General features: G+C 30.1%; 16 protein-coding genes and 1 pseudogene. 8 read left to right on the top strand and 9 right to left on the bottom strand.

Annotated features, from left to right (window positions below; genetic code table 11):
* Nucleotides 1–23: 23 nt before the first annotated feature.
* On the bottom strand, nucleotides 24–995 hold the full coding sequence (locus AC0L4B_RS11010; RefSeq protein ID WP_473436945.1) for an IS110 family RNA-guided transposase: 972 nt from the start codon (nucleotides 993–995) through the stop codon (nucleotides 24–26).
* A 728-nt stretch (nucleotides 996–1,723) separates the two neighbouring features.
* Between AC0L4B_RS11010 and AC0L4B_RS11005 the strand changes: the two genes are divergently transcribed.
* The 7 genes from AC0L4B_RS11005 (at nucleotide 1,724) to AC0L4B_RS10975 (ending at nucleotide 7,333) form a co-directional block, all read left to right on the top strand.
* Complete coding sequence (locus AC0L4B_RS11005; RefSeq protein WP_473439436.1) at nucleotides 1,724–2,653, top strand: IS3 family transposase; 930 nt, start codon at nucleotides 1,724–1,726, stop codon at nucleotides 2,651–2,653.
* 77 nt (nucleotides 2,654–2,730) lie between these two features.
* Complete coding sequence (locus tag AC0L4B_RS11000; RefSeq protein WP_473436944.1) at nucleotides 2,731–3,201, top strand: DinB family protein; 471 nt, start codon at nucleotides 2,731–2,733, stop codon at nucleotides 3,199–3,201.
* Nucleotides 3,202–3,438: 237 nt separating this feature from the next.
* On the top strand, nucleotides 3,439–3,816 hold the full coding sequence (locus AC0L4B_RS10995; protein WP_473436943.1) for a DUF4844 domain-containing protein: 378 nt from the start codon (nucleotides 3,439–3,441) through the stop codon (nucleotides 3,814–3,816).
* Nucleotides 3,817–3,834: 18 nt separating this feature from the next.
* Nucleotides 3,835–4,242: a hypothetical protein gene (locus AC0L4B_RS10990; protein ID WP_473436942.1), complete on the top strand. Its 408-nt coding sequence runs from the start codon at nucleotides 3,835–3,837 to the stop codon at nucleotides 4,240–4,242.
* Between the two features lie 299 nt (nucleotides 4,243–4,541).
* Nucleotides 4,542–5,591 (top strand): erythromycin esterase family protein, encoded by a 1,050-nt coding sequence (locus tag AC0L4B_RS10985; RefSeq protein ID WP_473436941.1) that lies wholly within the window; start codon nucleotides 4,542–4,544, stop codon nucleotides 5,589–5,591.
* Between the two features lie 243 nt (nucleotides 5,592–5,834).
* A complete protein-coding gene (locus AC0L4B_RS10980; RefSeq protein WP_473436940.1) occupies nucleotides 5,835–6,347 on the top strand; it encodes a MepB family protein in 513 nt (170 codons plus the stop codon).
* A 173-nt stretch (nucleotides 6,348–6,520) separates the two neighbouring features.
* The gene (locus tag AC0L4B_RS10975; RefSeq protein WP_473436939.1) at nucleotides 6,521–7,333 is read left to right on the top strand and encodes a hypothetical protein; all 813 of its coding nucleotides are present in this window, start codon (nucleotides 6,521–6,523) and stop codon (nucleotides 7,331–7,333) included.
* A 48-nt stretch (nucleotides 7,334–7,381) separates the two neighbouring features.
* Here the strand turns inward: AC0L4B_RS10975 and AC0L4B_RS10970 are convergent.
* The 6 genes and pseudogenes from AC0L4B_RS10970 to AC0L4B_RS10945 all read right to left on the bottom strand — a co-directional run.
* Nucleotides 7,382–7,501 (bottom strand): annotated as a pseudogene (locus AC0L4B_RS10970) (IS110 family transposase); the annotation flags it as partial.
* A 237-nt stretch (nucleotides 7,502–7,738) separates the two neighbouring features.
* On the bottom strand, nucleotides 7,739–8,029 hold the full coding sequence (locus AC0L4B_RS10965) for a hypothetical protein (RefSeq protein ID WP_473436938.1): 291 nt from the start codon (nucleotides 8,027–8,029) through the stop codon (nucleotides 7,739–7,741).
* Nucleotides 8,029–8,301 carry a YodC family protein gene (locus AC0L4B_RS10960; RefSeq protein WP_473436937.1) on the bottom strand — a complete coding sequence of 91 codons (273 nt, stop codon included), beginning with the start codon at nucleotides 8,299–8,301 and terminating at the stop codon, nucleotides 8,029–8,031. The genes AC0L4B_RS10965 and AC0L4B_RS10960 overlap by 1 nt, the downstream gene beginning before the upstream one ends.
* Before the next feature lie 96 nt (nucleotides 8,302–8,397).
* Nucleotides 8,398–8,874 carry an Hsp20/alpha crystallin family protein gene (locus AC0L4B_RS10955; protein WP_473436936.1) on the bottom strand — a complete coding sequence of 159 codons (477 nt, stop codon included), beginning with the start codon at nucleotides 8,872–8,874 and terminating at the stop codon, nucleotides 8,398–8,400.
* Between the two features lie 332 nt (nucleotides 8,875–9,206).
* Nucleotides 9,207–9,968 (bottom strand): HAD domain-containing protein, encoded by a 762-nt coding sequence (locus AC0L4B_RS10950; protein WP_473436935.1) that lies wholly within the window; start codon nucleotides 9,966–9,968, stop codon nucleotides 9,207–9,209.
* Nucleotides 9,969–10,131: 163 nt separating this feature from the next.
* The gene (locus tag AC0L4B_RS10945; protein ID WP_473436934.1) at nucleotides 10,132–10,593 is read right to left on the bottom strand and encodes a hypothetical protein; all 462 of its coding nucleotides are present in this window, start codon (nucleotides 10,591–10,593) and stop codon (nucleotides 10,132–10,134) included.
* Between the two features lie 407 nt (nucleotides 10,594–11,000).
* On the opposite strand from AC0L4B_RS10945, the gene AC0L4B_RS10940 reads away from it, so the two are divergent.
* A complete protein-coding gene (locus AC0L4B_RS10940) occupies nucleotides 11,001–11,972 on the top strand; it encodes an IS110 family RNA-guided transposase (protein WP_473436601.1) in 972 nt (323 codons plus the stop codon).
* Between the two features lie 49 nt (nucleotides 11,973–12,021).
* On the opposite strand, the gene AC0L4B_RS10935 is transcribed toward AC0L4B_RS10940, so the two are convergent.
* A complete protein-coding gene (locus AC0L4B_RS10935) occupies nucleotides 12,022–12,798 on the bottom strand; it encodes a DUF6602 domain-containing protein (protein ID WP_473436933.1) in 777 nt (258 codons plus the stop codon).
* 176 nt (nucleotides 12,799–12,974) lie between these two features.
* A complete protein-coding gene (locus AC0L4B_RS10930; RefSeq protein ID WP_473436932.1) occupies nucleotides 12,975–13,628 on the bottom strand; it encodes a hypothetical protein in 654 nt (217 codons plus the stop codon).
* Nucleotides 13,629–13,758: the final 130 nt, after the last annotated feature.

Raw genomic sequence — 13,758 nt, 5'->3', positions numbered from 1 at the left:
GGTAAAAAACAAGTAAAAACTCATTAATTTTTTAATAAAGTACTTCTGTAATTATTATCATAACTTAGTCCTGATTTTGCTATTGCAAAAGCCTGTTTTAATAGTTTATTACAAACGGCTATTAATGCTAATTTTTTACTCTTCCCTTTGGCTACTAATCGATCGTATATTGCTTTGCAAGCATGGTTATATTTACAGGCATTAAAACTGCACATAAATAATAAATTTCGAAGCTTTTGATTTCCTATTTTACTAATTCGCGGACGTCCTTTTACACTACTTCCACTTTGACGGATTACTGGTGTTAAACCAGCGTAACTACACAATTCACTTCCGCTTGTAAAACGATCAAATCCATCGGTTAAAACCACTAGCATTAATGATGTTTTGGGACCAATTCCTGGAATACTTTTTAAGCGTGTTAAAACATCTTGATGCACTTCTTTTACTAAAACTAACAATTTATCTTCTATCATTTTTAGCTCTTTCTGAACTTGTTTTAAACTGCGTTTTAAAGAGCTAACTACTACTTTACTTGGATTGCCTAAAACAGCTTCGCCATGTAGTTTATTTTTTAACATTGTGCTTTGTTTTGTATACACACCAAGGAGTCTGGTCATTTGAAGACATTCTAATTGATGCTTTGAGTTGCCTTTCAAAAGCTTTAATTTTACATCTTTGGCATATTCACAAATCAACTTTGAGTCACTTTTATCTGTCTTTATTTTAGACAACTTCATTTGTATAAATCGTTTTACGGCTAAGGGATTTTCTACCGAAACTTTAATCCCTTCTTCTTGTAAATAATAAGCTAATTGGTAATGATAATAACCCGTAGCTTCCATTACACAATGACTATTAAAATCTAACAGTTTTGTAAACTTTTTAAAGCCCGAAATACTGTTTTTAAACTGATAATAATTACCATCAGAATCTGTAACATCAAAAACTAAATGACTGATGTCTATTCCGAAATATTTAGTATCTTTATTCATAAGAAAATGTTTTTTGAAAGGACAAGCTACACGAGTTTCAACGACTTAAAATCGAGGTCTAAAAGCCTCATAGAACTGTACGAAATCTGGGTAGTAAAAGAGAGGGGATTTTCAATGTTGACGAGATCATAGTCTCTGCGTATATATTAACCTTATTCCTCTCTTTTGTACTTTCTGTTTATGTTTCTAATTTAATGAATTACAAACTTAAGCCGTGTATAATTAATTGCTTTTTACGTGCTTACTTGCGAAAATTCCTGCGGAATTTTCTCTGGTCCGTAAAAGTTTGCTAATTTAGTTGCCTAACCACGCAACTAACCATACACAAACACGTTGGCAACAAGCTGAAAACTGTACTTTCCTGAAATAGGTTGACTAAAAATTAAGCAATTAATTACAGTCACTTATGAAAACACAAAATGAACACTGGCGAAAAAAAGCTATCAAAAAGCAACTTTAGAAACTAAACTTTTAGTCGTTGACCAAATCCTTAGCGGACAATTATCCAATAACCAAGCTTCTAAAAAATATGATATTCCTAGAACAACCATATCCTATTGGTTAAGAAAATACAGTACCTTAGTACAACAAAACAATGGTATGAGTAAAAACGATGAGATTAAAAAGTTAAAGGAAAAGATTGAAGAACTTGAGTTTCAAAAAGACTTCCAACAGGACATTATTGCTGATATGGAACTTATTACAGGAGTCGATATGTCAAAAAAGTCATTGCCCAAAACATTAGCAAAAGAGATAGAGATAAAGAAAAAGGCACGTATAAAAGAAAGTGGCTTTATGGATGTTTTGGGGTTAGCAAACAAGCATTCTACAAAAGACTCAAAGCTCAACGAAAACAAGAAATAGACCATCAAAAACTAATCAAATTGGTGAAGGACTACCGCAAAAAGGTAGGCTCGAAAACTGGTGGAATTAAGCTATACAAAGAACTAAAGCTAAACTTTATAAACGCTGATATTAAGATCGGCAGAGATAAGTTCTATCGCTTCCTTAGACTAAATAACCTTTTGATTCCTAAAACTAAGAATTACATCACAACCACAAACTCAAACCATATGTATAAAAAATATAAAAACCTGGTCAAAGACCAAGTTCCTTCTCGACCAGAACAACTATGGGTTAGTGATATCACTTATATTAAAACAGAAAAAGGACACAACTACCTAGCATTAGTCACAGACGCCTATTCTAAGCAAATTATGGGTTACAAACTTGATAATCATATGAGAACATCACTTTGCTCAGATGCGCTAGCTATGGCAATCAAAAACAGAAAATATCCTAATCAAAAACTTATTCACCATTCAGATAGAGGTTTCCAATACTGCAACCCCAAATACACGAAGTTTGCTGAAGATAATGGAATTACAATGAGTATGACTGAACAATACGACCCTTACGAAAATGCAGTAGCTGAACGCATTAACAGAACTCTTAAATACGAATACGGACTAAAACAAAACATTAAAAACACTCTATTAGCACAAAAAATGACACAACAAGCGGTGTATATTTATAACAATTTGAGAACCCATTTTAGCCTGAATCTAAGAAAACCTGCTGAAGTACATTTAAATCCTAATATCAAATACAAGTCGTATCGAAAAAATAAAGTAAATTTACATGAACTAACGATTTAAGAACCGAGAATTTTAACTAAAAAAGAGTCAACCTATATCAGTATAATACAAACGGAACTTAAAACGAAATACAAACAATGAATTCAACCGAAATAATTCTATTAAATTTTTCCGAAATTAGAAGAAGGAGTATAAAATTATGGAGTGGAATTCCGAGCGAATATCTGAATTGGAAACCTGATAAAAACGCTTTTTCGATAATCGAAATGATTAGGCACGTTTTGGAAGGCGAACATCTTTTCCATAAAATAATCCAAAATCGAGGGAATTTAGGAAGTTATCAATCACCTTGGAAAGAATTAAAATATTCAGACTTAAAAAATGAATTAGACTTTTCTGAAAAATATCGAGTGGATTTTTTAAGTATGATAAACGGACTAAAAGAGTCGGAATTGGAAAACGTAAAGATTGAGAGAAAAGAAGTTGGACAAAGCAAACAACTTGGAGATTATTTGAACAGAATTGCTTATCACGAATCTGTACATACTGGACAAATTTTGAGTTATTTAAGAACAATTGGAATTGAAAGACCACAAATATGGGATTAACCAAACTGAACGGAAAAGCCAGTTGCCAACACCGTATAAAAATAATTGCTAAATTATTGCTTAACCAAAGGTCGTTGCAGTTTTGTTACGTCTGATTTTCCTGCGGAAAATCCTCGCACACAAAACCGCAACTATTCTTATACAACAACGTTGGCATCAATTTGAGAAATGACGAAATACATCCAAATTTTTATAATCTTTTTGACATTATCTGCTTACGGACAAAATGCGAATGAAATGAAAACACCTGAAAATGCGAATGAAAAGTTTGCGGAATTTATAACAAAGAAAAAGTTCGTAAAAGAAAATTTTTATCCTGGAATTGCGGACGAAAAAATGCGACCAGTTTTTACGGAAAAAATAAATCAAATCGCATCGGATTTTAAAGCTGTTGCGGAATCGGAAAAACCAACTGATAAAAACTATCAAGAAAAAATTGGAATTGGACTTTCTAGATTTGCGGATATTTATCTGGAATTAGATACAGAAGATAGAGAACGTGTTTGCACATATATCGAGGAGTTAATGGACATTGTGGAATTGGAAAGTTCAAATGGACAATTAAATAAATTTATGTACGGATTTGATATTGAACCACTATTAGATAAAAATTAAATATGGCTAAAGAAAAAAATGAAAAAAGAGCATAAAGAAATAATTGATTTGATTTCTAGTTATTTAGAATATGACCCAGAATTAAGATTTGGACAAGCACTATTTAATCTCAAAATAAATGAATTTCAAAAGTCTACTGACCCTCGAAATCCAAATTACAATTTAAGAGATATTCATAATGACAATGATGCTGATATTCTTAAGCGTATAAAAAGTCAACTTGAATGGTTTGACTTACAAAGAAGAGTAATGAAAGGAACATCAAAAGTTATCGGAATTGAAGGAATGACTGTTAACGAGAGATTATTTGCGACAGACTTAATGGAGTTATTTGACAAAATGAAAAAAACGAATAAGGAATATGCTCAATACATTCTAAAATCATTAAAAGTGGATAGAAAATCAATTGAAAAAATCCTGAAATAAAAAACTGTTGCCAACACGGTGTATAAAACATAGCTAATAAGTGCTTAACCAAAAAGTTTGTGTATATTTAAAAAGTCCGCCAAATTTTTAATTTAGCTTTTAAAAAGAGAAAAATTAAAAACAAAATATAAAAATTCGGCTCTGTGTTAATCCGAAATTTAGTGTCTTTTTGCACGCCACTAATCATACACAAACACGTTGGCAACAATATGAGAAAAACGACAGTAATACTTTTTATGGTCTTTAGTTTAAATTCTATTTTGGCTCAAGTCGAGAAGAATATTCACGAATTGAATTCAATGAAGAATCTATTAACCGATGATGTTAAAGATATTTTAGATATAAATTTAACTGACAAAAAAGTTGTCTTTTTAGGAGAATCTCATCATAATTTTGGTTCAGATTTTTTAGCTAAAACTGAGTTTGTAAAGTATTTAGTATTAGAAAAAAGCTACAGAGACATTGCATTTGAAGGTGATTTTTTTGGACTTTATTTTGATCATAATAGAATAAACTTATATTCTTTTTGGTCACGATCTATTCAATGCAAAGAACTATTTGAATTTTTAAAAGAACATAAGGTCACAATTTGGGGTTTTGATAATCAATTAGGTTCTGGCTATACTTGGAATAATTTTTCAAAAAAATTAGCCGAATTTTTAAAGTCTAACTCAATTAGTTTTAATGAAAAATTTATTGAAATAACTGAATTATATATTAAGAACAGAAAAAAAGCTAATAAAGTAGTTGGTAAAAACAATTTAAATTATTTGGTAAAAGAAATTGAAAAACTACTTAAAAATGATAAAATAATTCTAAACAAACTTTGGTCACAGTTTTTAAAAAATTACAAAAGCGATATTCTTATAAATTCAACTCATAAAAGCAATAGCAAAGGAATACCAATTAGAGATAGTCAAATGGCAAAAAACCTAGATTTCCTAGTTAAAACAATGCCTGATAAAAAATATATTATTTGGTTAGCAAATGCACATATGGCAAAATACGAATATGAATTTATGAAAGGCCAAACTATGGGAAGTCAATTTGTAAATTCAAATCCTAATATTTCTTACCACATTGCTTTTTCTTCTGTATTCATCGAACGTAGAAAACCTAAATGGATAGAAAAATCTAGTAATGACAAGAAAAATTTACTTCACTTTTTACCTTCACTTGAGAAAAACTATTTTATGAACTCAAAACAAATAATTAGTGATAATCCTGAATATGCAGAAAAAGAATACGAAGGAATATTTAATCTTGAGAAAAATAAAACTAATTGGCTTAAACACTTTGACGCTTTAGTTTTTATTTCAAAAGGTGAAGCAGTAAAATATCCTGACTAAAAATACTGTTGCCAACAAAGTATATAGCTCATAGCTAATGAGTTGCTTAATCAAAGTTAAGGCATATTTGGAAAGTCGCCAAATTTTTAAATTTGACGATTTCCAATAAAAAAAGATAAATAGTAAAATTTAAAAATCTGGCTTGTACATAATCCGAAAAATAATCACTAATTTACACGCCACAAACCATATACAAACACGTTGTATGTAATGCCCGAAACGCGACAATGAGAATTGAAAAAAATGAATAAAATTGAGCAGATGGACAAAAATCTTAACCAAATAAAAACGGAGATTTATGACAAATGCTCTCTTAATATTTCGGACTTCAAAACTGAAACTGAAAGCAAAGAATATAGCGCTTGTCGATTTCAACTCAACGGACTGAATATTTTAAGTAGAAATGCCAAAATAACGCCGAAAAAAGTCGGACAATTTGTTACATTTTGGAAACGAAATGGAAATGGACCGATTGAGCCATTTAACGAAAACGACCGAATTGACTTTTATACCGTGAACGTGAGAACTGAAAATGAATTTGGACAGTTTGTGTTTCCTAAATCTGTTCTGATTAAAAAAGGAATTATGTCAACGGAAAAGAAAGAAGGGAAAAGAGGTTTCCGAGTTTATCCGAAATGGGATGTTGCGAAAAACAAACAAGCTGAACGCACTCAAAAATGGCAATTGAATTATTTTTATGAAATAAACGATTCGACTGATTTACAAAAAGTGACTGAATTGTATGATGGAAAATAAAGCACTACATACAACAATGTATAACCGCAATTACGGCGGATTCGACTACGTCCGGTTCCACTCGGAATTGCTAACGTCAGTGCTTAACCGAAAAACAGTAACTTAAAACCCGTAACTGACGGTTATACGAGACCGTTGTAAAACATTTAAGACAAACATTCTGCTGATTTAAAATGGCAAGAGAAAATTGGAATAGTGAAAAGATTTTTGACCGATTAGTGAATAACAAATCGCAGAAAACCTATTGGAATAATATTTCGGAATTGAGAAAAAGAGCAACTGAAGAAATTTATGACCAAGCTTATAAACTTGCCAAGTCTGAAAATGATAAAAACAAAATTATCGGAATAGACGTTTTGGCTCAATTAGGTTTTGACCCAAGAATTGGACAACAGAAAACTGTAGAATTGTACTTTGATTTACTGGAAAATGAACAAAATGACGATGTTCTTTTTTCACTATTTTTTGGGATAAGTCATAACAATGAAAATCTTACGGAAAAGCAAATTTTAAAACTGACTGAATTTAAAAATTCTAAAAATAAAGATATTCGTTACAGTTTAGTTTCTGCCCTATCGACAGTTGAAAACCTAAAAGCTATCGAAACTTTAATTGAGCTTTCGGAAGATAAATATTCATCAATTCGGAACTGGGCGACATTTGGAATCGGAACTTTAAGCGAAAAAAATAATGACCGAATTTTAAAAGCATTGTGGAAAAGAACCAAAGACAAACATCAAGAAACGAAACTTGAGGCTATCGTTGGATTAGCAAACCGAAATGAAATTGGTGTTAAGGAACAAATAATAGAGGAACTGAAAGAAGGCGAATATGGAACTTTGTTATTTGATGCTATCAAAACGCTTAAAGACAAAGATTTTATTCCATATTTAGAAAGTAATTTAAAATCTGCTAAAAAAGATAGCGGAATAAAAGAAGAATGGATTAGCGATTTAAAGCAATGTCTGAACAAACTGAAAGAATAAAAAACGTTTTACAACAAAGTACTGTGGTAAAAAACAAGTAAAAACTCATTAATTTTTTAATAAAGTACTTCTGTAATTATTATCATAACTTAGTCCTGATTTTGCTATTGCAAAAGCCTGTTTTAATAAGGTATTAAAAACCGCAATTAAAGCTATTTTTTTACGCTTTTATTTGAAACCCGAACCTAGAAAAAAAAGACGAAAACAATTTAGTTTTCGTCTTCGTCTTTAATAAATTCTGACTGATATTTTTCTAAAAATGCTTTTTGTCTAGCAATCATTTGTTGTCTTAATTTATCAATATCCATAAAGTCATTCCCAAAATTACTTTCAAAAAAATCATCATTAAAAAAATGTTTACTAAAAAGGGAATCTTGAGAAAAAACATCTTCAAACCCTTGATTTTCAAACGCTGAATAGTTTAAAAAAACGTGATTTAAAAGATTGCATTAAGCTATCTTTATCTGACAATGAAAGAGTCTCAAACTTATCATTGGAAGACCAAGAATAAATACTATCGTACCTAATCAAATGTCCGCTTTCATCAAATTCTTTATCAACTTTCCAAGTACCTTTAGGCGCTTCAATTATATTAGCCTTATTGTCTTCTTTTTCAACTTTGTTGGTTTCATTTTCTTGTCCTTTACAACTAACGCTTAACAAACCAACCATCAACAATAAAATATACTTTTTCATCACTTTAGTTTTTGAATTAAACTTAATTTTGGGTTTGTTATAAATGTTTTTAACAAACCACCAGCTTCTATCATTTTAATCAATCTATTTTGGTGGAACACTTCTGATTTTCGTTCACCATTTTTATACCAAACACATTCCAAATAACTGTCATTATCAACCAAACCGAATATTAAATCCTTTTTTGGAACATATTTAATAACTTGCATTTTCGGAGAGGTAAGTTTTCCTTTAACTTTTACCCATTCCCCAGATTTAAACTTTCTTGGCATAACAATAAAATTTTAAAGAATTAAACTTATTATTAAGAGGATGCTAAAAAATTCAGCATCCTTCTTAATATTTTACTCTAAAATTTAGTGTAACAATTATGAAATCTTGATGCTTCTAGCAGGCTTTTGTTTAGCCTCTTCTTTTTTTGGTAAAAGAATATTTAAAATACCATTATCATAATTTGCATTAATCTTTTCATCGTTTACACTTTCTGGTAAATTAAAGGTTCTTTTAAACGAGGAGTAACCAAACTCTCTACGAGTATAATTTTCTTCCTTATGTTCACTTTCTTCCTTTGTTTCCGTAGAAATAGATAATACTTGATTATCAAGGTCAATTTGGAAATCTGATTTCTTTAGACCTGGAACTGCCATTTCAACCATAAAAGCATCGGCAGTTTCTTTAATATTTACTTTAGGTAAAGTAATTCCAGTATTAAAATTTGAAGTGAATACTGATGGTAGATCTCTATTAAAGATGTCATCTAACCAATTTGACAAAGTTGGGAAGTTTTGATTTGAATTGCTGTTCGCTAAACTTCTATTTTTAGGAACAGTTAATAAATTGCTCATAATTAAAAAATTTAAATTAAACATTATTTCAAATTTGAAATCTTTACGACTTCAATAACCTCTAAACAAATTAAATGCCAAAATCAATTTACTATGTTTTATCACAATTAACACATATTATTATATGTAAATTTGTCATAATAATAAAGAATTACCACATTTAACCACAACAAAATGACATATTTTCATTTGTAATTTGTAGTAAAACTAAAAATCTATTATGTAATATAAAAATTAACGCATAAAAGCTTGTAATAGGCACTACACACAACAAAGTACTGTGGTAAAAACAAGTAAAAACTCATTAATTTTTTAATACAGTACTTTGTTACCTACAGTTTTTTTAATATTCTATTCAACCAAGATTTCTTTTTCTCTAAAATTGGCTTTTCATTATTTTTAATCAAATCCCATATTTCATTCGTAATCATAGGTTTTAGTTTGTCAATTTTTGCTTGCATTTCGGCTTGTATTGTTTTTGAATATTTCCCCGTGTTCAAGACACATAAACTATCTTCAATTTCCTCAATAACACTCCATTCACGTTCTGATATTTTTTTTAAATCACTTTTTGTACCTGTCCTGAAATCAGCCATTACATCGTATTGTCCGCTGTATTTTGCGTAAACCTTGTATTTCTCAATCCCGATTAATTCGCTTATTTTTCCAGAAGCTTCTTTTAGTTTGTCCGAATTAAATCCTTTAGTCAATTCGGTCAAGATTAAGTTGTCTTTTATATTATTTTCTAGTCCGTTCAGAGTTTTGTCATCATCGATAATTAGGAAATCTGAAGGTTTAAATTCCGCAATAAATTTTAATATTTCTTCTTTTCTGTTTTTACAATTTGAGTATTCAGGTAAAAATCCGACGATGTCTTTTTTTATTCCACGATTTTTAAAAATCAGATTGAATTCAGTTAAAGTTTTTACAGTTCTCCTTGTTGAACTTAACCAAATCTCAAATTCCGCAAGAGTTAGAAGTTGATTTAAATTCTCAACACAAGATTCGTTAAATTCAGAATATCCATCCGAGTGAATTCGGTCAGCTTTCCACGATGGATTTGTTATTAGTACTCCATCTAAATCTAATATCAAAAGTTTCTTATTTCTCAAATTGCAGGTAACGTGTTTGTGTATGATTTCGTTGCGTGTTTCAGCAACTAATTTAGCAAATAAATCACAGATAGAAAGTCCGCGAGGACTTTCGTAAGTAGGCTATAACTAGCAATGAATTATACACGGTGTTAGCACCAGTATTTTATCCGTCTATTAATATTTCAGTCGCATTAAAATCTTTCATTGTTAAAGTAAACGTATGGTTTAAATCGTGTTCACTTTCAAATGCTATTTCCCAAGTTTTCGATTCGTTTTCACAGCGAGGTAAGTATAAATAAACAGATTTAAATTCCTTTTTAAAGTCAACTATTTTAAAGTCCTCTTTCCAATTCCGAAATTCAGATTCAATCATTGGTTTTATAGAAGAGATTATTTGTTCAAATTCAGATTCAATTTTGCGAAAGAATTCTTTCTGTAATTCAGTCGGTCCACTCACATTTCCCTCAATTCCGATTTCTATAATTTCGTTAGTCGGTTTGAAATGTCTTCCACATTCAAAGTAATTCTTTTCAGGATTTTTCTTGAATTCTGAAAATATCATTTTCCCAAAGAACTCGTCTTCTATTTTAATTGTCTTTCCAAATATAAAGTCAAATATTCCCATTCTGTTTTTTATTGGTGCTAACGTTGTTGTATATGGTTTGTTGCGTGGTTTAAGTAACTAATTTAGTAAATAATTACGGACAAAGAAAGTCCGCGAGGACTTTCGTAAGTAGGCGAGAAGCCAGCAATAAATTATATACGGCTTAAGTTTGTAATTCATTAAATTAGAAACATAAACAGAAAGTACAAAAGAGAGGAATAAGGTTAATATATACGCAGAGACTATGATCTCGTCAACATTGAAAATCCCCTCTCTTTTTGTTCCTTTTTCTTATTTGTTTTTAATAGTATTCACGAACCTCATGCTTCGGTTTCTACACAGATTTCGTACAGTTCTATGAGGCTTTTAGACCTCGATTTTAAGTCGTTGAAACTCGCGTAGCTTGTCCTTTCAAAAAACATTTTCTTATGAATAAAGATATAAAATATTTTGGACTTGACATCAGTCATTTAGTTTTTGATGTAACAGATTCTGATGGTAATTATTACCAATTTAAAAACAGTATTTCGGGCTTTAAAAAGTTTACAAAACTGTTAGATTTTAATAGTCATTGTGTAATGGAAGCTACGGGTTATTATCATTACCAATTAGCTTATTTTTTACAAGAAGAAGGGATTAAAGTTTCGGTAGAAAATCCCTTAGCCGTAAAACGATTTATACAAATGAAGTTGTCTAAAATAAAGACAGATAAAAGTGACTCAAAGTTGATTTGTGAATATGCCAAACATGTAAAATTAAAGCTTTGGAAAGGCAACTCAAAGCATCAATTAGAATGTCTTCAAATGACCAGACTCCTTGGTGTGTATACAAAACAAAGCACAATGTTAAAAAATAAACTACATGGCGAAGCTGTTTTAGGCAATCCAAGTAAAGTAGTAGTTAGCTCTTTAAAACGCAGTTTAAAACAAGTTCAGAAAGAGCTAAAAATGATAGAAGATAAATTGTTAGTTTTAGTAAAAGAAGTGCATCAAGATGTTTTAACACGCTTAAAAAGTATTCCAGGAATTGGTCCCAAAACATCATTAATGCTAGTGGTTTTAACCGATGGATTTGATCGTTTTACAAGCGGAAGTGAATTGTGTAGTTACGCAGGTTTAACACCAGTGATCCGTCAAAGTGGAAGTAGTGTAAAAGGACGTCCGCGAATTAGTAAAATAGGGAATCAAAAGCTTCGAAATTTATTATTTATGTGCAGTTTTAATGCTTGTAAATATAACCATGCTTGCAAAGCAATATACGATCGATTAGTAGCCAAAGGGAAGAGTAAAAAATTAGCATTAATAGCGGTTTGTAACAAACTATTAAAACAGGCTTTTGCAATAGCAAAATCAGGACTAAGTTATGATAATAATTACAGAAGTACTTTATTAAAAAATTAATGAGTTTTTACTTGTTTTTTACCACAGTACTTTGTTGTACCTCGTTTTTTTACATACATACTGTTCTATTCCTTTTAGTTTCTTTACTACCTTCAATTGGAAAATCCATAAAATATCTGTCTGATAAGTCCGCAGAAGTTACCATATGAATTAGGTTGGAAATGAAGTAAGAATGGGATAAGTCTTCTAATTCATAAACATTATAGAAATTTGAATCACAATCGGCATTAATAGGTGGTTGTAAACCTTCTCCATCAACCCAATGTCTAATGAAAATATTCCCACCTAATGAAAAGTGATTAATAATTCCACCTGACAGTCTAATAGATTCATCTATTACTGTTGAATTTATTCCTCCTTGATAATCAAATGAAATAAGTCCTCTAAAAATTCTGTTATTATCTATTCTTGCAACTGATGGGAACCTTACAATTGAGTTGAAATTCTCAACAACTTTATAAAGCCCATTTTTATGAGTCCGATTGGATAAAACTTTGGATTTAACTTCAATAATTGCTTTCACACAACTTTGAGTGACGATAACAAAATCTCCTTCTGAAAAAATAGGTGCTTGATTATTTTCATAAACTAAAATATCAATCTGTTTAGATACTACATTTTCATTATGGGAAATTTGATTCAAGATGAAGCCAGTTCCAACAGATAAATTTTGTGGTAATTTGTTTCTTAGAATTGTTTTAAGTTTCTCTTCCTTATACCTTCCATCTTCTCCCCAATTTGCATTTCCTATTAGATTCCGCACTCTATTTTTAACTGTATCAAGTTCTCTATTTAGGGATATTTGGTATTCTAATGTGTTAATCATATTCTCTTTGGTAATTGGCTTGTTAAATGAGGTACAACGTTGTTGTATAAGAATAGTGCGGTTTTGTGTGCGAGGATTTTCCGAAGGAAAATCAGACGTAACAAAATTGCACTAACCTTTGATTAAGCACTAAACTACGCATTATTTTTATACGTTGTTAGCTGCTGTACTTTAATCTATTCATATCGATTGTAATAATCACTAACAAAACATAATAATGATAACGCTCTTAAACTATTTTTTTCAGTACCATAATTATTAGATAAACCGTGCATAACTCCGTGTCGATTCAAATCGCTAAAAAAATCAGGATTTTCATCTTTTCGAGTATCAACATTTAAAGGACTTTCTTCTCCCAAAACATTTATAAAATCAGGATTTTTTGTGAGGTCTATATTTTTGTCAAAATTCTTTCTTCTTATAAACATTTTTGATTCTGTAATTCCATCTGCTTGAGATAGAAAAAGAATTGTTGAAGAATAGTACATTTTCATTTTGTGAGATTTAAAAGCTTCTTTTATAATTTCACTTCTTTCTGAATGTTTAGTGATTAAGTTTTCTTCAATATTATCAATTTTTTCATAAAAAAAATCAGTCAAAATTTTATCTGCCTTTTTAACTTTTTTGGAATTTACTAATTCTGTTAATTCAGCTATTTTTTTTAGTTCAAAATCTCCTGGAATATACCAACCGAATTTTAATAAAACTAAAGCACTTTCTTTCATTGAGAAATCAGCAATTTTTAAGTGATTTAATATTATTGATGAAATTCCTCCTTTTGCGTTTAACTCTTTGATTAATCTTTCAGTAGTTGTTAGGACTCTTTTCATTTTGTTGTTTTCCGGTTTTTTTGGGTATTGCAGCTAACTGGTTATATGACAACTAATATAGTTGTTTTTGGGATTATATTTCCCTTTATGACAACTTTTAGTAACTTATATCAAATAAGTTTCATTTTAT

The sequence above is a fragment of the Olleya sp. NP1-10 genome (assembly GCF_055804415.1).
The sequence above is the reverse complement of the archived record's forward strand: the minus strand, read 5'-3'. Positions and strand labels throughout refer to the sequence as shown.